This window comes from Actinopolymorpha sp. B17G11 (assembly GCF_040196095.1).
GTDB lineage: Bacteria > Actinomycetota > Actinomycetes > Propionibacteriales > Actinopolymorphaceae > Thermasporomyces.
This window is the reverse complement of sequence record NZ_JBEFTW010000007.1, coordinates 83599-107962: the sequence shown is the minus strand read 5'-3', so window position 1 is coordinate 107962 and position 24364 is coordinate 83599. Positions and strand designations below refer to the sequence as shown.

Below are 24364 nucleotides of genomic sequence, written 5' to 3'. Positions count from 1 at the left end.
CAACAGCCGGCACACGCGGCCATAGCGCCACAAAACGTTCATGATCACCGGGGGAGTGTTCGCCGGGTTGGCGACAAGATGGTTAAGCTATGGAACTGTGTCTGAGGAAGAACCATCGGGAGCGGTCGACGCGGAGCCGTCGGTCGAGCGGGCCGTCCGCACCCTCGTCCGGGTGGCCCGCCTCTTCAAACGCGCCGACGCGGGCCTCAGCCTCGCGCAGTTCCGCACCCTCGAACTCGTCTCACGCGGCACCGAGCGGTCGACCCAGATCGCGAGCCGGCTCGCCACCAGCAAACCCGCGGTGACGGTCGTCGTCGACGGGCTGGTCGCGGCCGGGCTCCTCACGCGCAGCAGCCTGGCCGGTGATCGGCGGGTGATCCGGCTCGCCCTCACCGACGAGGGCCGTGCCGCTCTCGCCCGCGCCGAACGCGCCTACTGCGAACGGCTCGAGCCGCTCCTCGACGAGGTGTCCGACCGCGACCGCCTGCTGGCGCTCCTCGCCGAACTCGATGACGTGATGGACGCGCGTTGGGCCACCCGCCGCAGCCCCGCACCGACCACCCCGGAGGTATCGCACACCAGATGACATCAGCCACCGCGACCGAAGCCAGTACGGCCACGACCACCAGTTCATCCCAGTCAGCATCTGGCCCCGGCGGCACGTCGGCCGCCGGATCCGGGCGTACCGACTCCGACCGATGGATCCGCCGGCTCGCGGCCTACTGCCTGAGGTCGAAGTGGCTGGTCTTCGTAGCCTTCGGCGGCGCGATCGTCGCGATGGCGGCCCAGGCGTTCGTTCCGCTCGTCCAGCGGCACATCGTCGACGACGTCATCCTCACCGACCGGTCACCGATGCTGCCCTGGGTCGGCGCGCTGCTCGGCCTGGGCCTGGTGACCTTCGGAGCGGGGTTCGTCCGCCGGTACCTGGGTGGACGGCTTGCGCTCGACGTGCAGCACGCGATCCGCGGTGACCTGTTCAAGGCGTTGCTGCGGCTCGACGGAGCGCGGCAGGACGAGCTCCACACCGGCCAGGTGGTCAGCCGGTCGATCAGCGACATCATGCTGGTGCAGGGTCTGCTGCAGATGCTGCCGATGCTGACCGGCAACATCCTGCTCTTCGTCATCTCGTTGGTCGTCATGGCATGGCTGTCGCCATTGCTCACCCTGGTCGCCCTCGCCGTCGCACCCGCGCTGCTCCTGATCGGCTACCACAGCCGTAGCCGCCTCTTCCCCGCCACGTGGGAGGCGCAGCAACAGGCAGCCGAGGTCGCCGGCATCGTCGACTCCGCCGTCTCCGGCGTACGCGTCGTCAAGGGATTCGGCCAGGAACGCCGCGAGCTGTCCCGGCTCGAGCAGCAGGCCCGGCGGCTCTTCGCGTCGAAGCTGCGGTCGGTCCGGCTGAACAGCAGGTACGGCCCGACGCTGCAGGCGGTCCCGCTGCTCGGCCAGGTCGGCATCCTCGCCCTGGGCGGGTGGCTCGCGATCCAGGGCCAGATCACGCTGGGCACGTTCCTGGCGTTCTCGGCCTACCTCGGTCAGCTGATCGCACCGGTCCGGATGCTGTCGAACTTCCTCGTCATGGGCCAGCAGGCCAGGGCGAGCGTGATCCGGGTGTTCGAGGTCATCGACTCTGAACCGCTCGTGCTCGAGAAGCCCGACGCGATCGACCTTCCGCAGGGTTCAGGAGCGGTGGAGCTGCGCGACGTGACGTTCGGCTATCTCGAGTCCGACCCGGTGCTGCGCGACCTCTCGCTCGAGGTGGCGCCGGGGGAGACCCTCGCACTGGTGGGCACAGCGGGTTCGGGCAAGTCGACCATCTCCCACCTGCTGCCGCGGTTCTACGACGTGCAGCGGGGCAGCGTGCGGGTCGACGGCTACGACGTACGCGACGTGACGTTCGCCTCGCTGCGGTCGCGGATCGGCCTGGTCTTCGAGGACAGCTTCCTCTTCTCCGACAGCGTGCGCGCCAACATCGCCTACGGCCGGCCGGACGCCACCGACGAGCAGATCCGGGCCGCGGCCGCCGCAGCCGAGGCGACGGAGTTCATCGACGAGTTGCCCGACGGGATCGACACGGTCGTGGGCGAGCGCGGCCTCACGCTGTCCGGCGGCCAGCGGCAGCGGGTGGCCCTGGCGCGGGCGTTGTTGAGCGACCCGACGCTGCTCGTGCTCGACGACGCGACGTCCGCGGTCGACCCCGAGACCGAGGCCGAGATCCACACCACGTTGCGCCATGTCATGGCCGGGCGTACCACGATCATCATCGCCCACCGCCAGTCGACGCTGCAGCTCGCGGACCGCATCGCCGTGCTCGACGCCGGGCGGCTCCGCGACGTCGGTACGCACGAGGAGCTCACCGAGCGCTGCGCGTTGTACCGGTTGCTCCTGTCTGGTCCGGGCGACGACGCGGAGGGCGTCGACGCCGGTGAGCTGGAGGCGTTCCTCGCCTCGGAGACGTCCGCCGACGGGATCCGTTCGCCGTGGATACGCACGACACCGGAGGAGCCGAGCCACCTCACCCGCGTCCAGACGCCGACCGGACTCGGCGGTGGCTTCGGTGGCGGAGGCGGCCGTGGAGGCGGCGGCGGAGGCGGCGGCTGGCTGGCGAGCATGCCGCCCACACCGGCACTGCTGGAGAAGGTGGCGAAGCTCAAGCCGGCCACCGATGTGCCGAAGGTGAGCGTGGCCGACGCCGCGCAGCCGGACCCGGGCTTCTCGTTGCTGCGTACACTTCGGCCGTTCCGGACCCCGTTGCTGCTCGCGCTGCTCTTCGTGGCGCTCGACGCGGTGGCGACGTTGTGCCTGCCGCTGCTGATCCGGCACGGCGTCGACGCGGGCGTGACGCGGGATGCCTTCTCGGTGGTGCTCATCGCGGCGGCGGTGGCTCTTGGCGTCGTGATCGCCGACTGGTCCATCATGATGGCGCAGACCCGCGTCGCCGGCCGGACGGGTGAACGGGTTCTCTACTCCCTGCGGGTCAAGCTCTTCTCCCATCTGCAGCGGCTCGGTCTCGACTACTACGAGCGCGAGATGGGCGGCCGGATCATGACCCGCATGACGACCGACATCGACGCGTTGTCGTCGTTCCTGCAGACGTCGTTGCTCACGGCGGTGGTGGCGATCCTGCAGTTCGTCGGCGTCCTCGTCGCGCTGGTGTGGATCAACGCCGAGTTGGCGCTGGCGGTCCTGGCGCTGATGCCCATCCTCGTCGTCGCCACGCTGATCTTCCGGGCGAAGTCGTCGGTCGCCTACCAGGAGGCCCGCGAGCGGATCAGCGTCGTCAACGCGGACCTGCAGGAGAACGTCGCCGGTATGCGGGTCTCGCAGGCGTACGGACGCGAGGACCACAACGCAAACCGGTTCGATGCCAAGAGCGAGGCGTACCGGGTCAGCCGGCTCCGGGCGCAGCGCTACATCGGTACGTACTTCCCGTTCGTCCAGTTCCTCAACCTGGCTGCGGCGGCGGTCGTTCTCGGCGTCGGTGCCGGGTTGGTGCGCAATGGCGCCTTGACGGCCGGTGCGCTCATCGCGTACCTGCTCTACCTCGACCTGTTCTTCTCGCCGGTGCAGCAGCTGTCGCAGGTCTTCGACGGCTACCAGCAGGCGCGGGTGGGCCTGCGGCGGATCGGGGAGTTGCTGCGTACGCCGACCTCGACGCCGGAAGCCCCCGGTGCGACGAAGATCGAGGCACTCTCCGGTGAGGTCGTCCTCGACAACGTCCAGTTCCACTACGACAACGCGACCGGCAACGCCCTGAACGGCATCAACCTGACGGTGCGCGCAGGCGAGACGGTCGCGCTGGTGGGGGAGACGGGTGCCGGGAAGACGACGCTCGTCAAGCTGGTGGCGAGGTTCTACGACCCGACCGGCGGCGTCGTCCGCGTCGGCGGGCACGACCTGCGCGACCTCGACCTCGCGTCGTACCGGCACCGGCTGGGCTACGTCCCGCAGGAGCCGTTCCTCTTCCCTGGCACCGTTCGCGACGCGATCGCCTACGGACGTCCGGACGCCACCGACGCCGAGATCGAGGTGGCGGCCCGCGCCGTCGGCGCGCACGGCGTGATCGCCAGGATGCGCGACGGCTACTACCACACCGTGGGCGAACGCGGCCGCAACCTGTCGGCCGGGCAACGCCAGCTCATCGCCCTGGCCCGGGCCTATCTGGTCGATCCCGACATCCTGCTGCTCGACGAAGCGACCGCCGCGCTCGATCCGGCGACCGAGGCGCTGGTGATCCGGGCGACCGAGACGCTCACCCGGTCCCGCACCACGCTGCTCATCGCACACCGGTTGACTACAGCCGAACGCGCTGACCGGATCGTCGTCCTCGACCACGGACGAGTCGTCGAGGACGGTACGCATGCCGACCTGTTGGCGGCGCGCGGTCGATATGCCGGACTCTGGGCGGCGTATGTCCGGGGTGAACAGATCGTCGCCTAACCGCGCGGCCTTTGGCGGCAATTGTCTCCCACGACAAGGAAACTGCAGCCGCGTAGTATCGCCGGTGTGACAGACGGGTCAGTGCTAAAGCGTTATGTCACCACGTTCGCGCCCGCATTTGTCGTGGGTGTCGCCTATTATGCCGCCGCGAGAATCGGCCTTCTCCAGGAGCTTGTCAACGGACAGGTCACGCCTCTGTGGCCGCCTACAGGGATCGCTCTCGTGGGTCTGCTGCTCTTCGGCCTGCGCACCTGGCCCGGCATCGCCGTTGCCGCCCTTGTCGTCAATATGTCGGTCGGTCCGATTGCTGCCGCCGTTGCGATTTCGGTCGGCAACACCCTCGCACCGGTGTGTGCCTACTTCCTGTTGCGCAGGGTCGGGTTCCGGGTCGAGCTCGACCGACGACGCGATGCACTCGCCCTGATCTTCCTGGCCGCGATGGTGGGGATGGCGGTCAGTGCCACCATCGGTGCCGGCGCACTGGTGCTGACCGGCGTGGTTTCCCCGGCCGACTTCGCGGCCACGTGGTCGGTGTGGTGGACCGGCGACGCGATGGGTGTGTTGGTCGTGGCGCCTTTCCTGCTGGCGCTGCGGGCCGTGCGGACCGTGCGGGCCCTGAGAGAGATCCGGTTGTGGCGTTGGATCGAGTTCCTGGCACTGCTGGCCGGCACCTTCGTCGTGACCGCGGTCGCCACCCGTACCACGCCGAACGTGGTGTTCCTGGTCTCACCGTTCCTGATCTGGGCGGCGTTGCGGTTCCAACTTGCCGGCGCCGCGCCGTGTGCGCTTGTCGTGTCCGTCGTCACCATCCAGGCGGTCGCCAGTGGGTCGGTGCCGTTCGCCGACACCGACCTGCTCACCAGCATGGTCATCCTGCAGGCGTTCAACGCATCGGCGGCGTTGACCGCGCTGATCCTCGCCACGATCATCGCCGAACGGAATCAGGCGTACGCCCAGGTGGAGCTGGCGTGCGTGCGACTTGCCGAGGTCGTCAGCCAGCTCGACCGGGGCCGGTTGGTGACAGCGCTGATCCCGCCGGTCAGTTCGCCCACCTATGAACCGTCCTCAGGAGCGGACGAGTAGCCGGGCCGGGGTCGCGGCGTCGATGGTCCACCCTTGTCCGGGTGGTAGGCACAGGCGTTGTCGAGAGAGTCCGTGATCGACGACTTCGACTTCTTCGTCGTGCTTTCCTTGATGGCGTTCTGGACCAGCTCATGGATCTGCTGGTAGTCCGGGTTCGAGGGGCGGATCACCTCGTTGGTGAAGGCGATACTCGTCACGTCCGCGCCTTTCACCTTCCAGGCCAGATCGGCGAACGCCGGCAACAGGTCGTGCGGAATGTCGGTGGAGAAGAGGTCTCGTGACGAGGCGGCGAGTGCCTCGTACCGGGTGAGGACCCTGAGCGGATCCGCCTGGTCGATGATCGCCTTGATCACGCACCGCTGGCGGCCCATCCGCTGGTAGTCGTCGGCGCCATAGCGCCCACGCGCGAACCACAGTGCGTCGAACCCGTCCAGGTGTTGGTTCGGCCCCTGCTCGATCCAGCCGCCGGGAACCAGGCCCGCGTCGGCCTCGCCGCCCATGGCCACCCGATGGTTGACGTTGACGGTGATCCCGCCGAGAGCGTCGATGAGTTCCTTGAAGCCCTCGAGGTTGACCATCGCGTAGTAGTCGACGGGAACTCCGAGTGCGCCGCTGACGGCCAACTTCGTCGCGTCCGCCCCGGGATTGTCGCTGTCGAGGAGATCAGGGTGCTGCGCGGGGACGTTCCGGTAGACCGAGTTGATCAGCCACTCCAACTCGTTGCCCGGGCCGGCGTACGTGCCGTTGGGGTAGACCTGGGCGGGTGCCGATCCAGCGGGGAACGGGATCTTCTGCAGGTTGCGCGGGACGCTGAACATCACGGTGGCGCCGGTCCTGGTGTCGATGCTGGCGAGGATGATGGTGTCCGGTCGTACGCCGGACCGGTCCGGCCCCGCGTCGCTGCCGAGCAGGAGGACGTTGACCCGGCCCTGGTCCTTCCATGGGTTGCCCACGGCGCGCGGCGCGGTCGTCGGCCGGGTGGCGCTCTTACTCGTCGAGCCGGCGAAGACGTGCTCGACGAGGTCCTTCTGCACCCACGCGTACCGTCCACCGACGGCGAACGGAACCGCGATCATGGCGACCAGGACCGTGACCACGCCGATGGCCGCGATGCGGTGCATGACACTCATCCCCGACGGTCGCAGGACGAGATAGGTGGCCACGACGGTCGCCGCCCACGCGAGCCCGATGAGCGGGAGCACGATGGCCAGCAGCAGCAGGGTGTCTGGCCGGAGGGCCAGGTGGACGATCGCCCGCGGCTGGGTCAGTGCGAAGTAGCCGACGACGGCGCAGAGTGAGACGAAGACGAGGAGAATCGATGCGCCGGTCACGCGCCGTCCTGCCGCCCACAAGCCACTACCTGGAAGGATCGCGCCGACAAGGAGGTGACGCATTGTCGGGGCGATGGACTTGGGCGCGTTTCGAGACCGATCCCGGTTGGAATTGTGCGACGAAGTTCCACTGTTGTTCGGTGCTGGTTCGCGCATACTTCATCGTCACAGTGGCGCGAATTCGACTCAGGGATTTCTGAGAATTGAGCAGTAATTCGGCGGCTGGTAGGGAATAGTGTCGGTGCTTGTAACAGGGTCAAAGTTGCGCATCAAGGATTGAAATAGGCGCGCAGTCCGGCGGCACGATAAGCCGCCAGCGCCGCCGCAGAGGAGTCTATCCGAGTTGCGCCGACAGTCCGATCTGATCCGGAATTCCAATAGACGAACGCTTTTACCCGCGGCCAGTCCGCGGCCCGCATTCCGAGCTGGAGGAGAAGCTCTGCTTTCGCCTGTGGACTACCTGGCTTCTCCGCGACTCCCCATTCGGCGAGCATGAGCGGCTTGTCCGGTGCGAACTGGGTGGCCCAGGTGTAGAAGCCAGGCCACTCCGGATGGGTGGCGAAGCGCCGGTCCATCAGGTCCGAAACACCACCCCAGTACTGTCCGGTGCCGAAGGCATAAGGGTCGTACGCAATCCAGTCGACGACGTCATCGCCGGGATACAGGTCTCGATACCAGGGCTGGACTCCCCATTGTGGGAGTCCGATGTAGTTCATCACCAGGACGAGGTGGGACACCCCGCGTCGCTCCAGTCGGGTGACGACGTGGCGGTACATCGCACGGTAGTCCGCTGCCGTGTAACCGGACCCCTCGGTCGGGTCGACTTCGTTTTCCGGCTCATGGTGAACGGCGAAGAAGAACGGCCGGTCGTAGTTCTTCTTGATATGCGCCGCGAGCCGGTCGAGTTCGACGTTCGTCGCCCCTCTGGAAACGTCGTACCAGCTGCGTCCCGCCTCGGGTTTGTAATTGATGAGGAGCAGGCGTTCCTTTCCGGGCTCGTCAGCCAGGGCGATTTCCTGACTCGTCGGAAAAAGCTGGCCCGCCCGGTGGTAGAAATGCGCGATGTTGACGGTCCGGTCGATCTGCCTTTCGTAGTCGACCAGAGCCTCCGGCCAGGTTTCGCCGGCGACGGGATTGGCGGCGACTCCCCACCAGGCGCCGCAGGTTGGTACGAGCTTCTCTTCGATGCCGCATGAACTGTTGACCGACACGGTGGCGGTCGCAGGCGGTCGGGCAGGCTTCGTCGGTGCCGGCTGCTGGCACGCCATCGACGCGGCGAGCTCGCCGGCGACGACCACCGCGGTCGTGACCTTTCCGCGTACGTCGGCCATCTTCGGGGTAGGTCAGCTCCTTCGAGCAGGTCGAGCACATCGCCGGCGGGCATGGTCGGACGGGCCTGGGCGCGAAGCGCCCCCAACCCGCAGCGGCGGATCGGGGGCGGTTCGTCACGTATGGACGGAAAACATAGCGTCCGAGCAGCGGCAGAGGAAGACCAGACGATCGAGAAGGTCCGGACAATCCGGAAGTCGCCGGCCTCAGACCGTGCTGGCCCCGAGGGCGTCGAGGATGGCCGCCTCCACCGGCCGGGCGCCGCCACGGTCCAGGAGTCGAAGCGACTCGAGGAGTGCGACGCCCGGTTGGGCGATGACGCGGGGAGTTGTCCCGCGGTGCGGCCATGATGCAGCGTGGACGACGAAGGGATGGCAGAGGTAGACGTCTCCCGCGGCACCCGTCGCGTGTACGACCGGCCGCTGCGTGCTCGCCTCGTCGACCAGTGGACTCAGGGTCTCGCCGTCAATCCCGGCGTCTCCGCCCCGCGCCAGGACCCGGGCGGCGTCGGCATGTGAGCCGGCACGGAGCCTGGTCGGTGCGTCGTCGAGGCCGACGTCGGTGAACAGGAAGATGGCGAGGAGGCCGCGGTCTCGGCTGCGGATGTTGGTCCGCCAGGTGTCATCGACCGGGAAACTGGACTCGACATGCCACCCGGCATCCCCAGGGTCAGCCGGGTGGGGAAAGCGCACCGGGACCGTTCCTCCGATGCCGGACCGTTTCCACCAGGTGTCGCGGCCGAGGAGTTGGTCGTAGGCCTCCCACAGCGGCTGGGTGGTACCCGCCTCGGTGAAGGGGCCGCCCTCCGGGCAGTTGATGCGGGCGACCGGAGACGTCCACGTCGCGGGGTCGTCGCGTCGGATGCCCTCGCCAGCCAGTTCGGTCCAGATGACCTCGAGACAGGCGTCAACCGTGGGTTGCGGTACGGCGGCAGACACGCGGACGAACCCGTCCCGCACGAAGTCGGCGGTCTCGTCGTCGGACAGCATCGTCACTACCCTGCGGGTGGCGCCCGCATGGCGTCAAAGGGATTCGGCTTGGTGTCCGGTTGTGAAGGTCGGACGGACCTGGACCTCGCGAGGCGATGACGACTGGAAGCAGCTGCCTGTCAGCGGCGTCAGGCATGGGTGTCATGCTCATGATCGGCATGCCCGACGGGCTCGAGTTGGAAGGTGGAGTGCTCGACATCGAAGTGTCCGGCGAGACATGCCTGCAGGGCGTCCAGCAGCTGGGGCGCGTGCCCGTCGTGGAAACATCCGGCCTCGACGACGACATGCGCCGACAGCACCGGCAGGCCGGACGTGACGGTGTGGACGTGCAGATCGTGGACGTCTCGCACGTGGTCGACCCGACGGATGTGCGTACGAATGTGATCGAGGTCGAGCTCTGCCGGCGCCGCCTCGAGGAGGACGTCGACCGCCTCGCGGAGCAGGCGCAGCGCCCGAGGGACGATGACGAACCCGATCGCCATCGAGACCAGCGCGTCGGCACGGGTGAAGCCGGTGACGGCGATCACCCCGGCCGCCACGAGCACACCTACCGATGTCGCGCTGTCGGTGGCCACCTCGAGGAACGCTCCGCGCAGGTTGAGGCTCGCGGTGCGCGCCCGGTAGAGCAGCGCCACGCCCACCAGGTTGCCGGCGAGTCCGATCGCTCCGAACACGGCCATCCCGCCCGGTTCGACGGCGGTCGGCTCGAGGAGTCTTCGTACGCTCTCGAGGAGGACGTAGCCACCAATGAGGGTCAGCATCAGACCGTTGGCGGCGGCCGCGAGGATCTCCGCACGTGCCCAGCCGAACGTGTGGTGACCGGCCGCGGGACGGCTGGCGAGGAGCGTCGCACCAAGCGCCAGCGCCACGCCGCCGGCGTCACCGAGGACGTGACCGGCGTCGCCGAGCAACGCGAGGCTCCCGGTGAGGAACGCGCCGGTGACCTGAATCGCGAAGATCGCCAGGGAGATCGCGAGTGTCGCTGCCAGTAACCTCCGATGGCGCCCAGTCGCCGTCACGCCTTGAACCCCATGGCTGTGGTCGTGGCCGCGATCCGTTGCCGACGCGCGTGGAGCCTTGCCGTCGTGGACGGGTGCTCGGAACCGGCCGACCCCGGGAACGAACCGCCCGACCCGCGCCGTGTAGGCGTCGTAGTCGGCGCCGTGGACGCGACGCAGGTACGGCTCCTCGCTGCCGCGCACCTGCCGCTGGACGGTGATCAGCAACCATGCCCAGCCGGCGACGGCGAGCACGTTGGGCACCGCGAGAACCAGCCCGGCCGTGGCGACGAGTCCGGCGGTGAAGATCGGGTTGCGTACGAGCCGGAACGGTCCCGTCGTCACCAGGTCGGTGCGTTCGGTCTCGGCGACGCCGATGCGCCACGACCGGCCCATTGCCAACTGGGCGGTGAAGACCGCGGCGATGCCGACGCCCGCGAGGGCCAGGCCGGTGAGGCGTACCGCCGGCGTGTCCAGAATGGGCAGTGCAGGAAGGCCCGCCAGCTCGGCGACCGGTGCGGCCGCCAACACCAGCAGCGGGGCAAGGGTGCGCAGGCTGGCCCACCACCGCACGCGACCACCCACCGATCCGGAACGCCTGGGAGGTCGTACGCCTGTGTCGCCGGTACGCAGCAGCTGGATCAGCCCGCGGACGCCGACGACGAGGACAGCGGCCAGGGCGTAGCCGGACAAGGCGAGGACGCTGAACCTCATGGCTTCTCCCGGCGTCGGCGTCCGGGTCGGCGTGGGCGCCCGACTCGAACACCTCTGGCGGCGCTATCCGTACGTTCGGGGTGGAGGGCGTCGGTGTGTTCGGTATGGGCGACCGCGAGGTCGAGGAGCATGCGTACATGTGCGTCGGCCAGCCGGTAGTACGCCATCCGACCGTCCCGGCGGGCCGTGACGACCCGGTGGGCGCGCAGCAGGCGCAGTGCATGGGACGTTGCCGACTCGCTCAGTCCGGTCACGGCGGCCAGGTCGCAGACGCACAGTTCGCCGTCCAGCAGGGCGAGGAGCAGCCCCAGCCGGCCCGGGTCGGAGAGCAGTCCGAACACGTCGGCGGTGTCGACGAGCGCGGTCTCAGCCGGCATCCGTCCCACGACCGCCGCGACCCTGGGTGCGTCGACGACGCGAGAGGTGCAGCTGTCGTTCGCCTCAACCTGCGGTGTCGGCGTCACGGCCAAGCCCTCCGGGTCGACCTCACGGTCGAGCCCTGATCATCTGAATATCTGTTCATACATCGAGGCTAGCCCACCTGACGACAGTCGTGTCAAGCGCCCGCTCTCCTTCGTAACCTTGAGGTCGGTGCCCGGATGAGGGCGGCGTGGCGCGGCCGGGCGAGGGGCGGGATGGACGATTCCACCGCGGCGGAGCTCCTGGTCGCGGCCAGGGCTGGTGACGACGATGCCTTCGACCGCCTGGTCCGACCGCTGCGAGGCGAGCTGCACGCGCACTGCTACCGGATGTTGGGCTCCGTCCACGATGCCGACGACGCCGTACAGGAGACGCTGCTGCGTGCGTGGCGCCATCTGGAGCGATTCGAGGACCGTGGCTCGGTCCGGTCGTGGTTGTACAAGATCGCGACCAATCGGTCGCTGACCCTCATCGAGCGTCGAGGTCGCCGCGAGCTCCCCACCGATCTGAGCCCGCAGGCCGCACCGCTGGCCGAGACGGCATGGGTGGAGCCGTATCCCGACCAGCGACTCCGCTGGAGCGCTGAGCTGAGCCCGGAGGCGCGTGCCGTCGCGCGGGAGAGCGTGGAGCTCGCGTTCGTCGCCGCGCTCCAACACCTGTCCGCGTTGCAGCGAGCCGTGCTGCTGCTGCGCGACGTCCTGGGGTTCGCGGCGCGGGAGGCGGCCGATCTGCTGGACACCTCCGTCGCCGCTGTCAACAGCGCCTTGCAGCGGTCCCGGAAAGTCCTCGAGGGGCTCCTTCCGGATGCCACCCAGCAGGCGACGCTGGACGCGATGGACGACGCGACGCGTCGCGACGTCGTACGCCGGTACATGGCCGCGTGGGAGGCCGGAGACGTCGATGCCATCGTGGCGATGCTGACCGACGACGCGAGGTACTCGATGCCGCCGCTGCCCACGTGGTACGAAGGCCACGACGGCATCCGCGCCTTCCTGGTCGAGGGGCCGCTCCGCGACCGCTGGCGCTTCCTACCGGCCGAGGCGAACGGTCAACTGGCCTTCGGTACTTACATGTGGGACGAGGCGAGGGCTGTCTTCGTCCCCGGTGGCCTGGACCTGCTCGCCCTGCGCGGAACCAGGGTCGCCGAGGTGGTGTCGTTCCTCGACGCCGACTTTCCGGCGTTCGGTCTCCCGGCCGAGCTGGCTGACTGAGCCGGCTGGCTGAGGCGGACTGAGCCGGCTGACTGAGCTGGCTGGCTGAGGCTGACTGAGCCGGCTGACTGAGCTGGCTGGCTGAGGCTGATCGGTCCGTCCGCGCCGGGGGCGCCCCGAAAATCGGTTGCCGTCGTGGCGATCGTCTGCTTCTCTCGCCGGGAGAGTTGGTCGACCAGGGAGAACGAAGATGCGGCAGGCGTTCATGTCCACCCCGAATGGATTTGTTGTCTATCCAGAGGACATGACGCTTCGTGAGCACGTTGAACCTGGGGATCCTGGCGCATGTAGACGCCGGTAAGACCACCCTGACCGAGCGGCTGCTCTTCGCCGCCGGCGTCATCGACAAGATCGGCAGTGTCGACGACGGCAGTACCCAGACCGACACGTTGGCGCTGGAGCGGCAGCGCGGCATCACCATCAAGTCCGCGGTGGTGTCGTTCGTTCTCGACGATGTCACGGTCAACCTGATCGACACGCCAGGACACCCGGACTTCATCGCCGAGGTGGAACGGGTGCTGAGCGTGCTCGACGGCGCCGTGCTGGTGATCTCTGCCGTCGAGGGGGTGCAGGCGCAGACCCGCGTATTGATGCGGACTCTTCAGCGGCTGCGGATCCCGACCCTCATCTTCGTCAACAAGATCGACCGCGGGGGAGCGGGCTACGACCGGATCCTGAAGTCCATCGCCGAGAAGCTGACCCCGGCGATCATCCCGATGGGGACCGTCGACGACCTGGGCACCCGTCGCGCCGGTTTCCTGCCCTTCGCCCCGTCCGACGCGGAGTTCACGGGCAGGCTTGCCGAACTGCTCGCCGAACACGACGAGGCCCTGCTGGCGGCGTACGTCAACGACGAAGATGCGGTGTCGTACGCCCAACTGAGCGCCACGCTCGCCACCCAGACCGGACGGGCGCAGGTGCATCCGGTGTACTTCGGCTCGGCGATCATCGGCGCGGGCACGGAGGCGCTGATCGCCGGCATCACCGAGTTCCTGCCCGCGGTCGGCAGTGACAGTGATGGCCGAACCGACGATGCCGACGCAGAGGCAGAGGATGACGGACCCGTTTCGGGCACCGTCTTCAAGGTCGAACGCGGGACAGCCGGGGAGAAGATCGCCTTCGTACGCATGTCCACCGGGACGGTACGCACCCGAGACCGGCTGCGGTTCGGCCGGGACAAGGAAGGAAAGGTCACCGCGATCCGGGTGTTCGACCGCGGGTCCGCCGTCCAGCGGGCGTCGGTGACGGCCGGCCGGATCGGAAAGCTCTGGGGGCTCGCAGATGTCGAGGTCGGCGACCAAGTAGGCGAGTTCGGAGGGGTTTCGGAGTCCGGCGGCAATGCGTACTTCGCCCCACCCACGCTGGAAACGGTCGTCGTGTCCCGCAGCCCCGGTGACAAGGGCGCCTTGCATGTCGCACTCGCTCAGCTCGCAGAACAGGACCCGCTGATCAATCTGCGCCAGGACGACGTGCGGCAGGAAATGTACGTCTCGCTCTACGGCGAGGTGCAGAAGGAGGTCATCCAGGCAACGCTGGAACGCGACTACGGCATCGACGTCACGTTCCGCGAGACCACGATGATCTACATCGAAAGGCCGGTGGGCGCCGGCACGGCCGTCGAGCTGTTGGGCAAGGAGGGCAACCCGTTCCTGGCAACGGTCGGGCTGCGCATCGAGCCGGCGCCGATCGGCGCCGGCGTGGACTTCCGGCTGGACGTCAAGCTGGAGTCGATTCCCCTCTATGTCTACAAGACGGTCGAGGAATTCCGGAAGGCGCTCGACAAGACCGTGCGGGAAACGCTGCGCGAGGGCATTCACGGGTGGGAGGTCAGGGACTGCACGATCACGTTGACGAGTTCCGGTTACAACTCACCGGGAAGTACGTCGGGAGACTTCCGCAAGCTGATGCCACTGGTGCTGATGAGCGCACTCCAACAGGCCGGAACCGTGGTGTGCGAGCCGGTGCACCGCTTCCACCTCGACATGCCCGCGGACACGCTCGGTGCGATCCTGCCGGTCCTCGCCCGGCTGCGTGCCGTGCCGGACACACCGACCATTCACGGGGTGTCGGGCACGTTGGAGGGTGAGATCCCGGCGGCGCAGGTGCATGAGTTCCAGCAGCAGGTGCCGGGACTGACCCGCGGCGAAGGCGTACTCGAGTCCTTCTTCGACCACCACCGGCCGGTCAGCGGTGCGCCTCCGACCCGGCCACGGACGGACAACAACCCCTTGAACCGCAAGGAGTATCTGCTCCACGTCCTGCGTGGGGTCTAGTACTACAGCCGCACGGCTGTAGTACAAGCGACCTTCCGCGGGATTCTACGCAGCGCTGCACTCGCCTTCGTCCTCGCCGGACGGCGCGGCCACGCGCTTCTGCCTCACCGGCCACCGGCAGGTGAACACCCGCCATGCGAAGTACGCACCCATCAGCAACCAGATCGCACCCGCGGTGCCCTCTTCCAGATTGCCGCGCTCGCCACCTGGGTCGACCGTCAACGAGATGAGGTAGGCGACGATGACGGTGAGGAGTGAGCTGGCAAGCGCGAGCCCGATGCCGGCGGCGATTCGTGCGACGATGTGCCCGCGGAACGCCCCACCGACGTAGATCCCGAAGCCGAGGATTCCCGCGAGGATGCCGTATCCGCCCTCCTGGAGTTCGGGCACGTAGGTGTTGGCGGCGAAGTACACGATCACCATGACGACAAGGGCGGCGCCGCCGACGACAGCAGTCGCCGCGCAGATCCCCAGCAGTACTCGGCTTACCCACACGGTCAACGACACTCCCTGGAGTTCCTTGTGCGCCGATGGATGGAGTGCCCAACGTACCCGCCACGATCGGGGACCGGTCCCGACGTCACTCGCCTCTCCCCGCGGCCAACAGGTCAGCCATCTCCTCGTCATGCGCAGCGTGGCGGGCCCAGCCCTCCGCGGTGGCGTTGTAGCGATGATCCCTGATGGTCATGTCGATGCCATGAGCGATCAGGAATGTCGCCGCGGCGACGTTGTGGTTCACCGCGCACTCGTGCAGGATGCTGGCCGGCTCGTGCGTGCCCCAGCGGGTGTTGATGTCCGCTCCGTGCTCGAGCAGGAACGCGGCGATCTCGAACTGCCGGTTCACGCATGCCCAGGCGAGCGCGACGTCGAGTATCTGTTGCACGTTGCTCGTACCCCAGCCGAGGTTCGCCCGCGTCCGCGGACTGTTGGCGGGGAAGTGGTCGTGGGGATTACCCAGCGCGGGTCGGCCGGCGTCGTCGAACCAGCGCCTGACGCGAGCAATGTCGCCCACACCCGCCGCGTGTGGCAGGTCATCGGGCACCGGCCAGACGCGGGTCAGGAGGGGAATGAGATGAGCGTTCCCGTACTCCAGTGCGGACACGAGCGCCCGCGACGGCGGCGGCGTGGGGCGGTGGAGCACGGCGGGATCGAGATCGAGAAGGTGCGTCATGAACGCGGCGCGATCGGTCCACGCGGCGCGGTCGAGCAGCTGAACCTGAAGCTCGACGTACGAGTCGCCGAGCAGGTAGGGCTCGCTCTGGAACCAGCGGGTGAAGGCGGACAGGTCATCTGTATCCATCGCGCGCGTGAGCTGGACCAGGATGAACGCGCGCCAGGGTGAGGTGGCTGCCGCGTTCACTTCAGGACTCGCTGTCTCGATCTCCTGTCCACACAGGAACTCGACGAAGGCGGAGCGGCCCTGCCAGCGGTCGATTCGCTGGCCGAGATCGTTGTCGAGGGCGATGCAACGGTCCAACAGCACGGATGCGACGGCATCGTGGTTGAACCGGCAGGCGCACAGGAATGCCTCGTTCACCACGGATCGATCGTCGAGGTTGCCGTGGGCTGCGCGCATCGCGCCCGGTTCGTCCAGGCACGTACGGACGCCGTCGAGGTCACCCAGTGCGGCGAGAAGGGGAAGCGTCCGCGGGAGCACACCCTTGTCCCACAGGAGTTGAAGCATCCCCGCGGCGCGCGTCCTGATGACGCGCTCCCACACCGAACGCTCGACGACAGCGCCGGCATCGATGAGGACTCCCGCGCACCCCGGCCGGTTGTACATGTCTTCTCGGATCGGGTCGGTGTTGTCGTTGGCGAACGAGGTGGAGGCGTCGAGCAGGGTGTCGCCGAGATCATCGCGCCAGGACAGCAGGGCCGGGTACTCCGCGGTCAGCCGCTTCAGGTGGGCGACGTCATTGTCGTGAATGGCCCGCCTGGCCTGGACTGACGCCCATTCGAGGCCGCTTCCCGAGCGTTTGAGGACTTCCTCGCGAAGATCGTGCCAGCCGGCAAAACCGTACTCACGCGCAAGCACCAACTGGGCGTCACGCTGGGAAAGTGGCAGGCCGATGTCCGCCACCGCTGAATGCGCACGTGCGACCGCCTCCTCGTTACCGGCGGCAGTGTCGCGAGCGAGTCTCTTTGCCTGCTTGCGGATCGACTCCAGAGATGGTCGGACCGGCAGGCTCTTCGGCGTGGTCATGGCGACCTCCTTTCATGAATCGCCTGTGTCCCGCTGATATCAGGCTGAAAGAAGGTGCAGAGCACGCTACTCGAGATCGAGACAGGTGGGACAGTTCCCTTGCCGCGGGCTGGAGGCGCCCTGTGAGCGCGCTGTCAGCAGTATTGACGGGGTGCCGGGCCGCTGTCAACGCACGTGGACATACGACGCCTCGGTCAGGTGCCGACGTAGGCCGCGAGGTGCTCGCCCGTGAGGGTGGCGCGAGCGGCGACGAGAGAGGCCGGCGTGCCCTCGAAGACGATCCGGCCGCCGTCGTGGCCGGCGCCGGGGCCGAGGTCGATGATCCAGTCCGCGTGCGCCATGACCGCCTGGTGGTGCTCGATGACGATGACCGACTTGCCTCCGTCGACGAGCCGGTCGAGCAGGCCGAGCAGGTGCTCGACGTCGGCCAGGTGGAGACCGGTGGTCGGCTCGTCGAGGACGTAGATGCCGCCCTTGTCCCCCATGTGGGTGGCCAACTTGAGCCGCTGCCGCTCGCCACCGGAGAGGGTCGTGAGCGGCTGGCCGAGGCTGAGGTAGCCGAGACCGACGTCGGCCAGGTAGCTCAGGATCTTGTGTGCCGCCGGTGTTTTCGCCTCACCGGAGCCGAAGAACTCGTCGGCCTCGGCCACCGGCATCGCGAGCACTTCGGCGATGTTCCGGCCGCCGAGCGTGTACTCCAGCACCGCCGCCTGGAACCGCTTCCCCTCGCACTCCTCGCAGATGGATTCGACGGTGGCCATGATGCCCAGCTCGGTGTAGATGACGCCGGCGCCGTTGCAGGTGGGGCAGGCGCCCTCGGAGTTGGCGCTGAAGAGCGCCGGCTTCACGCCGTTGGCCTTCGCGAACGCCTTGCGGATCGGCTCGAGCAGTCCGGTGTAGGTCGCCGGGTTGCTCCGTCGCGAACCGCGGATCCCGGTCTGGTCGACCAGCACCACGCCGTCGCGGCCGATCACCGAGTCCTGGATCAGTGAGCTCTTGCCGGAGCCGGCGACGCCGGTGACCACGCAGAGCACCCCGAGCGGGATGTCGACGTCCACGCCCTGGAGGTTGTGCGTCGACGCGCCGCGGATCTCCAGCGAGCCGGAAGGTGGACGCACCGATTCCTTGAGGGTCGCCCGGTCGTCGAGATGGTGGCCGGTCGTGGTGTCACTGCGCCGTAGCCCTTCGACGGTGCCCTCGAAGCAGACGGTGCCGCCCTCGGTGCCGGCGCCGGGGCCGAGGTCGACTACGTGGTCGGCGATGGCGATGGTTTCGGGCTTGTGCTCCACGACGAGTACGGTGTTGCCCTTGTTCCGCAGTTGCAGCAGCAGGTCGTTCATCCGCTCGATGTCATGGGGGTGCAGGCCGATCGTTGGCTCGTCGAAGACGTAGGTGACGTCGGTGAGCGACGAGCCGAGATGGCGGATCATCTTGGTGCGCTGTGCCTCACCACCGGAGAGGGTGCCCGCCGGCCGGTCGAGGGAGAGGTATCCCAGCCCGATCTCGGCGAACGAGTCGAGAAGGTGTTGCAGCCCGGTCAGCAGTGGCGCCACCGACGGCTCCTTGAGCTCCCGGATCCACTCGGCCAGGTCGCTGATCTGCATCGCGCAGACGTCGGCGATGTTCTTGCCCCTGATTTTCGACGACCGCGCCTCCGGGCTGAGCCGGGTCCCGTCGCACTCCGGGCAGGTCTGGAAGGTCACCGCCCGCTCGATGAACGCGCGGATATGCGGCTGCATCGCCTCGACGTCCTTGGAGAGCATCGACTTCTGGATCTTGGGGATCACGCCCTCGTAGGTGAGGTTGATGCCCTCGACCTTGATCTTGGTCGGCTCCTCGTAGAGCAGCTTGTGGAGTTCCTTCTTGGTGAACTTGCGGATCGGCTTGTCCATGGGCAGGCCGGCTCCGCCGAAGATGCGGCCGTACCAGCCGTCCATGCTGTAGCCGGGGATCGTCAGCGCACCCTCGCTGAGCGACTTGGTGTCGTCGTACAGGGCGGAGAGATCGAAGTCGGTGACCGAGCCCATTCCCTCGCAGCGCGGGCACATGCCGCCGAGACGGTTGAAGGTCGCCTTCTCGGCCTTCGTTTTCCCGCCGCGCTCGACGGTGATCGCACCGCTGGCCTTCACCGAGGGGACGTTGAACGAGTAGGCGTTGGGCGACCCGATGTGCGGTTTCCCGAGCCGGCTGAAGAGGATGCGCAGCATCGCGTTGGCGTCGGTGGCCGTGCCGACTGTGGAGCGGGGGTTGGCACCCATCCGTTCCTGGTCGACGATGATCACCGTCGTCAGGCCTTCCAGTACGTCGACCTCCGGCCGCGACAGTGTAGGCATGAACCCCTGCACGAAGGCGCTGTAGGTTTCGTTGATCATCCGTTGCGACTCCGCGGCGATCGTGCCGAACACCAGCGAGCTCTTGCCCGAGCCGGAGACGCCGGTGAACACCGTGAGCCGGCGCTTCGGGAGCTCGACGCTGACGTCCTTGAGGTTGTTCTCGCGCGCACCCTGCACGCGGATCAGATCGTGAATGTCGGCAACGTGCAGCCCAGGCGCCTGCCTGTCCGTCTTCTTGGCCTTGCTCATCGTGTCTCCATCTGTGAGGCGGGGGCGCCTTCGGCGTCGCCTGGCTCGATCCAACCAGCTTCGGGCAGTACGTCTGGTACTTCATGTCTCGGGTGCGGTGCGTCGCCCGCCGCGCCGCTTGGCGGCATACGGCAGCACGACAAATTCGGACCGGTCAACAGCAGCAAGGCCTGACGGGTCAGCGGAGTTCCTGGATGCGGATCAGGTTGCCGGCGGGATCGCGGACGGCGCAGTCGCGGACGCCGTAGGGCTGTTCGGTGGGTTCCTGGACGATTTCGGCGTCGCTGGCTTGGAGTCGGGTGAAGGTGTCGTCGAGGTCGGGGGTGGCGAGGTTGATGCCGGCGTAGGTGCCTTTGGCCATCATCTCGGTGATGGTCCGGCGCTCGTCGTCGGTGATGCCGCATCCGGGCGCGGCGGGCGGTTCCAGGACGATGGAGGTGGCGGGCTGGTCGGCCGGGCCGACCGTGATCCAGCGCATTCCGTCGTATCCGACGTCGCCCCGGACTTCGAAGCCGAGGGTGTCGCGGTAGAAGGCCAGGGAGGCGTCCGGGTCGGTGTGTGGGAGGAAGCTTGCGTGAATGGTGATGTCCATGGTGGTCACGCTAGATGCGGTTCGGGGGTCGGTGCTTCTCGATTCCTGATCGGTCTGGTCACCTGTTTCGCCACGCACGGCGGCATCCCAGTCGTGCGTGCCGCCTGGCGCCGGTAGACGCTGGGGGGCACGCCGACCAGTTCGGTGAACCGGGTGCTGAAGGTGCCCAGTGAGGCGCAGCCGACTGCGAAACAGACCTCGGTGACGCTGAGATCGCCACGACGCAGCAGCGTCATCGCGCGCTCGATGCGCCGGGTCATCAGGTAGCTGTACGGTGACTCACCGTAGGCGAGCCGGAACTCGCGGCTGAGGTGCCCGGCCGACATGTGCGCGCCGCGGGCGAGCGCCTCGACGTCCAGCGGCTGTGCGTACTCCCGGTCGATCCGGTCGCGGACGCGGCGCAGCCGCCCGAGGTCGTGCAAGTGCTGCGCCGCGGCGGGTCTGCTCGTCACCTACGAAATCGTGCCACGTCGCACCGGAGTCGCCTAGCGCCCCTGGTGTCCCACGCCGCTCTGCGTCCGCTCTGGTCGGTCTGCCCGTTTTCGTCCTCGAACCGTTCAGGCTGCCTCGATCACCACCGGCGTCCCAGAAAGCCCTCAAAGATGTCCGGGAGGCGGTGTCGGATCGGGGCTGGGGTGTTCGTGGAAGGGGTGAGCGGCGCCCAGAGGGGCGCGGCCAAACCACAGGAGATGATCGGGATGTCAGCGGAGAACGTGAGCGCCACCCTGACCGTCGCCTTGCCCGCCGCGAGGGTGTTCGCGGTGCTGGCGGACCCGACGACCCATTCTGCGATCGATGGCACCGGCTGGGTTCAGGAACCTGTCGACAGGGCGCCGCTGACCGAGGTGGGGCAGATTTTCCGGATGGGCATGTACCACGCCAACCATCCGGACGGCGGCTACCAGACAGCCAACAAGGTCCACGTGTTGGACCCGCCGCGCGCCCTTGGCTGGCTGACGGGGTACGACCCCAAGGGCGACGGTCACCTGGAGTTCGGCGGCTGGATCTGGCGTTACGACCTGGCGCCGCTCGGTCCGTCCGAGACCGAGGTCACGCTCACCTACGACTGGTCGGCGGTGCCGCAGTACATCCGGGAGTACCTCCAGTTCCCGCCGTTCGGTCCTGATCATCTCGCCAACTCGCTGCACCACCTGGCCGAGCTTGCCGCACTTGTCGCACCAACGTCCCGGACCTGAGGAATGGAGAGCATCATGACCGCTACCTACACATTCGACGTCTTTTCCACCCTCGACGGCTTCGGCGCCCACAGCGGCGACTGGGGCGGCTACTGGGGCAAGCAAGGTCCCGAGTTTCTCGACCGTCGCCTTGCTTTGTACGACCGGGAGCAGCGGATGGTCTTCGGGGCCAATACGTATCGCGCGCACATGCAGATGATGGCCTCGGGCATCGAGGAGTCCGAGCTGAGTGACCCATGGGTCACCCGGATGAGGGGCCTGCCGGCAACGGTGGTGTCGACGACACTCGAAGGACCGCTCGACTGGCCGGACGCGACCGTCGTGAGCGGCGACGCCGTCGACGTCGTTGCCCGGCTCAAGGAGGAGTCCGAGGTGCCGTTGCGCTCGCACGGCAGCCTGTCGTTGAACCAAGCGCTGATGGCCGCCGGCCTGGTCGACCGCGTCCAGGTGACGGTCTTCCCGGTGATCTGCGGTCAGACCGGGGAGGACCCGGTCTTCGGGGGTGCGGCCGACTTCGACCTCGAGCTGATCGAACACCGGACGCTCGACGGCCACACCCAGGAGCTGATCTACCGGCCCACCCTGCATGGCTGAGTCCGTCCATGCACCCTCACCCCGTCAAGCAGCCGACCTGACGTGGAAGGTCCCGCTGACCGACATGCCGACCGGTCTCATGCGTCCAGTGCCTTCGAGCGCGATTGCTTCAGCGTCCAAACGCCCAGGCCACCATCAGGGGGAGCTCGGCCTGCCAGAACGGGTCGCCGTGGTTACCGACCCGCTCGGTCATCACGACGTCCGCACCGGCATCGCGTAGCGCGTCCGCCCACCGGGTCGCGTTCTCACAGAACCACGGCTCCAGTGTGCCGGCGACGAGGTAGGTGCGCGGAAGCGGGCTCGGCATCTCGGCCGGCGGGCGGTAGCCGCCGCCCGGGGAAGCGGAGAAGACCGCGCCATAGATGTCCGGATGCCGAAGCCCCATGGCGAGGGAGAGCTCTGCACTGGCCGACACGCCGCACACCGCGGTGCGTTCGGCCGGCAACGTGATGCCGAAGTGCGACCGCACCCAGTTGCGGACGTCGGAGACGAAGAAGCTCTCGTGGGCCGCGAACCGGTCGGCGTCGAACGGCGGTGAGTACTCATGGATGCGTACCATCTCATCCTCATCGTCGGTCCGGTAAGCACCGACGATCATCGTGGGCGGTACGTCGGCCGCCTCGAGGTCACCGCCCCACTGCGAGATCAGCTGACCGTCACCGGCGAACACGACTGCCTCCGGCGGATCCGGCGGCACGTACACCGTGACCTGCCGCCCGCCGTCGTAGTCGAACGTCTCGGTGACGAGCTCTCCCGCTATCCGATCAGCTGAAGCTGGTTTTGGCGCCACTTCGGCACCAGCAGGCCCTACGGCTGCTTCGTCATCCATTGATCGCACCTCGATCCTTGAGAGTTGGTACAGGTCTATCGGCGACACGCGTCTCTGACAGCGGCTGCAGTTGCGCTGATGTGCTCCCACCAGTCCTCGCCACGGCCCGGTTGTCGACCGCTGCCGTAGCCGAAGCACGCGAGGTACATCGGTCGCACGTACATCACGCCCTCGAGCCGCTCGAGCTCGTCGTCGGTCAACTCGACGTGCTGGCAGTACGCGCGCACGGCAGCGTCGATCCACGCGGCATTGTTCCGGGTGCCCCACATCAGATAGGCGAAGTCGGCAAGGCGCGGGCCACGCCCCGAGGCCTTCCACTGGATCGCGACCGGCCCACGCTCGCTCACGATCACGTGGTCGTGGGCGTGGAGGAGGTTGCCGTGGACCAACGCCTGCGGAAGGCCGTGTCCGTCGTCCGCTGAGCGCACCCGGGTGCGGAGTGGCTCGAATGCCTTGCGGCCGGTCGCCGCGACCTTCGCCTCGGCGACATCGAGGAACGAGAGGGCGGCGAGCACGTCCTGACGCGGACTGCCCTCACGGGTTGGGTCCTCACCGCTCGCCCCACCGGGGCGGCTGACGGACTCGTCGAGCGGCAGCGCGTGCAGCCGGCCGAGCAGGTCACCCATGATGGTGAACCTCTCGGTATCCGTGGGTCCCCTCGCCGTGCCGAGCTGACCGCCGGTGACGAACTGCGTGACGAGGACCGATAAGCCGTCGAATACGGACGCCGCCTCGTCGACCGCGAGCCCCTCCGCCGGGTAGTGCTGCCGCTCCAGGAACCGCAGGATCGCCGCGTCGCCCTCGGCGCCAGCCCGAGGGCGAGCCGGCGGAAACACACGCGCAACCCACGGGCCGCCGTCGCCGCGCTCGACGCGGAAGACGTGATCGTTGTGGTGGCTGACCTTCGTCGCCGCGACGGCGTCGACGCCGTAGTGATCCCTCAGATGGACGAGCAGGCGCCTAGCGATGGGCTCGTGAAGCGCGTCGGAGCGCCCGTCGTCGGTCCAACGTCGCCAGGCGAGCCGCCCTTCGACGCCCTCGAGGTCGGTGAGCGCTTCGGTGTAGAGCTGGCCGTTCTCCTGCGCGTGGCGCCGGACAACCTTCTTGAAACTGCCGTCCTTCGTCATGGCCAAGCCTCCTCATGACACCCCCGTCCCCCAGCGACGCGGTGTTCAGAGATGGCCTGTGACATCGACGACAACGACGACCGAGAGGCAGTTCCCCTTCGCCGAATGGAACCCCAGCTGGGGCGGACGTTCCACGGCTCGGCGACCGGTCGGCGCCGTGGCGGCATTGTTTCCGGCAGGCGCAGCCCGAGTCAAGTACTCGGTCGCATATCGAGGCACGTCCCGCTGAGGGCGCGCGGAGCCTCGCGAAGATGCGCCCGCTGCAAGAAATCTAGCCCGCCCAGAGGATGTCAATGATCCGCAGAGTCTCGGTCTGCTCGTGAACGACGAAGGTCAGCATTCCCTGATGTCTGAACCAAAGAATGCGACTCGCACCGCCGACTGCCCTGGGCGCTCCGGCACCGCGTCCCAGGGATCCTCGAGAAGCTGAAGAAGACGCTCGAGCAAGGGGCC

19 protein-coding genes are annotated in these 24364 nt (G+C 67.8%); 7 read left to right on the top strand and 12 right to left on the bottom strand.

The genetic code is table 11. From position 1 onward, the window contains the following. Positions 1 to 97 precede the first annotated feature (97 nt). The 3 genes from ABN028_RS10045 to ABN028_RS10035 all read left to right on the top strand — a co-directional run bounded on the left by ABN028_RS10045 (position 98) and on the right by ABN028_RS10035 (position 5523). The gene (locus ABN028_RS10045) at positions 98 to 586 is read left to right on the top strand and encodes a MarR family winged helix-turn-helix transcriptional regulator (RefSeq protein ID WP_349325408.1); all 489 of its coding nucleotides are present in this window, start codon (positions 98 to 100) and stop codon (positions 584 to 586) included. Then, positions 583 to 4440: an ABC transporter ATP-binding protein gene (locus tag ABN028_RS10040; RefSeq protein ID WP_349696408.1), complete on the top strand. Its 3858-nt coding sequence runs from the start codon at positions 583 to 585 to the stop codon at positions 4438 to 4440. Before ABN028_RS10045 ends, ABN028_RS10040 begins: the two co-directional genes overlap by 4 nt. Before the next feature lie 66 nt (positions 4441 to 4506). Then, the gene (locus tag ABN028_RS10035) at positions 4507 to 5523 is read left to right on the top strand and encodes an MASE1 domain-containing protein (protein WP_349696407.1); all 1017 of its coding nucleotides are present in this window, start codon (positions 4507 to 4509) and stop codon (positions 5521 to 5523) included. On the opposite strand, the gene ABN028_RS10030 is transcribed toward ABN028_RS10035, so the two are convergent. The 5 genes from ABN028_RS10030 to ABN028_RS10010 form a co-directional block, all read right to left on the bottom strand. Next, entirely contained in the window at positions 5493 to 6854 is a 1362-nt protein-coding gene (locus ABN028_RS10030) for an LCP family protein (RefSeq protein ID WP_349325405.1), read from the bottom strand. The genes ABN028_RS10035 and ABN028_RS10030 overlap by 31 nt on opposite strands. 269 nt (positions 6855 to 7123) lie before the next feature. Next, on the bottom strand, positions 7124 to 8185 hold the full coding sequence (locus tag ABN028_RS10025; protein ID WP_349696406.1) for a glycoside hydrolase family 26 protein: 1062 nt from the start codon (positions 8183 to 8185) through the stop codon (positions 7124 to 7126). A gap of 204 nt (positions 8186 to 8389) precedes the next feature. Then, a complete protein-coding gene (locus tag ABN028_RS10020; protein ID WP_349696405.1) occupies positions 8390 to 9172 on the bottom strand; it encodes a phytanoyl-CoA dioxygenase family protein in 783 nt (260 codons plus the stop codon). A 128-nt stretch (positions 9173 to 9300) separates the two neighbouring features. Beyond that, positions 9301 to 10884, bottom strand: a complete 1584-nt coding sequence (locus ABN028_RS10015) for a cation diffusion facilitator family transporter (protein ID WP_349696404.1) — start codon at positions 10882 to 10884, stop codon at positions 9301 to 9303. Further along, positions 10881 to 11348 carry an ArsR/SmtB family transcription factor gene (locus ABN028_RS10010; RefSeq protein ID WP_349696403.1) on the bottom strand — a complete coding sequence of 156 codons (468 nt, stop codon included), beginning with the start codon at positions 11346 to 11348 and terminating at the stop codon, positions 10881 to 10883. Before ABN028_RS10010 ends, ABN028_RS10015 begins: the two co-directional genes overlap by 4 nt. Before the next feature lie 171 nt (positions 11349 to 11519). On the opposite strand from ABN028_RS10010, the gene ABN028_RS10005 reads away from it, so the two are divergent. Both ABN028_RS10005 and ABN028_RS10000 read left to right on the top strand, forming a co-directional pair. Further along, the gene (locus ABN028_RS10005) at positions 11520 to 12515 is read left to right on the top strand and encodes a sigma-70 family RNA polymerase sigma factor (RefSeq protein WP_349696402.1); all 996 of its coding nucleotides are present in this window, start codon (positions 11520 to 11522) and stop codon (positions 12513 to 12515) included. 254 nt (positions 12516 to 12769) lie between these two features. Next, the gene (locus ABN028_RS10000) at positions 12770 to 14788 is read left to right on the top strand and encodes a GTP-binding protein (RefSeq protein ID WP_349696401.1); all 2019 of its coding nucleotides are present in this window, start codon (positions 12770 to 12772) and stop codon (positions 14786 to 14788) included. Between the two features lie 45 nt (positions 14789 to 14833). On the opposite strand, the gene ABN028_RS09995 is transcribed toward ABN028_RS10000, so the two are convergent. The 5 genes from ABN028_RS09995 to ABN028_RS09975 form a co-directional block, all read right to left on the bottom strand. Then, positions 14834 to 15289: a hypothetical protein gene (locus ABN028_RS09995; protein ID WP_349696400.1), complete on the bottom strand. Its 456-nt coding sequence runs from the start codon at positions 15287 to 15289 to the stop codon at positions 14834 to 14836. 79 nt (positions 15290 to 15368) lie between these two features. Further along, a complete protein-coding gene (locus ABN028_RS09990) occupies positions 15369 to 16991 on the bottom strand; it encodes an ankyrin repeat domain-containing protein (RefSeq protein WP_349696399.1) in 1623 nt (540 codons plus the stop codon). A 194-nt stretch (positions 16992 to 17185) separates the two neighbouring features. Continuing rightward, positions 17186 to 19573: an ATP-binding cassette domain-containing protein gene (locus ABN028_RS09985; protein ID WP_349696398.1), complete on the bottom strand. Its 2388-nt coding sequence runs from the start codon at positions 19571 to 19573 to the stop codon at positions 17186 to 17188. A 178-nt stretch (positions 19574 to 19751) separates the two neighbouring features. Beyond that, positions 19752 to 20165 carry a VOC family protein gene (locus tag ABN028_RS09980; protein ID WP_349325396.1) on the bottom strand — a complete coding sequence of 138 codons (414 nt, stop codon included), beginning with the start codon at positions 20163 to 20165 and terminating at the stop codon, positions 19752 to 19754. A gap of 5 nt (positions 20166 to 20170) precedes the next feature. Then, the gene (locus ABN028_RS09975; protein WP_349696397.1) at positions 20171 to 20617 is read right to left on the bottom strand and encodes a helix-turn-helix transcriptional regulator; all 447 of its coding nucleotides are present in this window, start codon (positions 20615 to 20617) and stop codon (positions 20171 to 20173) included. A gap of 246 nt (positions 20618 to 20863) precedes the next feature. Between ABN028_RS09975 and ABN028_RS09970 the strand changes: the two genes are divergently transcribed. Together ABN028_RS09970 and ABN028_RS09965 are read left to right on the top strand one after the other, a co-directional pair. After that, on the top strand, positions 20864 to 21361 hold the full coding sequence (locus tag ABN028_RS09970; RefSeq protein WP_349696396.1) for an SRPBCC family protein: 498 nt from the start codon (positions 20864 to 20866) through the stop codon (positions 21359 to 21361). 15 nt (positions 21362 to 21376) lie between these two features. Further along, entirely contained in the window at positions 21377 to 21955 is a 579-nt protein-coding gene (locus tag ABN028_RS09965; protein WP_349696395.1) for a dihydrofolate reductase family protein, read from the top strand. A gap of 109 nt (positions 21956 to 22064) precedes the next feature. Here ABN028_RS09965 and ABN028_RS09960 read toward each other — a convergent pair whose 3' ends face one another. Both ABN028_RS09960 and ABN028_RS09955 read right to left on the bottom strand, forming a co-directional pair. After that, positions 22065 to 22784, bottom strand: a complete 720-nt coding sequence (locus ABN028_RS09960; protein WP_349696394.1) for an alpha/beta hydrolase — start codon at positions 22782 to 22784, stop codon at positions 22065 to 22067. 35 nt (positions 22785 to 22819) lie between these two features. Next, positions 22820 to 23911: a phosphotransferase enzyme family protein gene (locus ABN028_RS09955; RefSeq protein WP_349696393.1), complete on the bottom strand. Its 1092-nt coding sequence runs from the start codon at positions 23909 to 23911 to the stop codon at positions 22820 to 22822. Between the last annotated feature and the right edge of the window lie 453 nt (positions 23912 to 24364).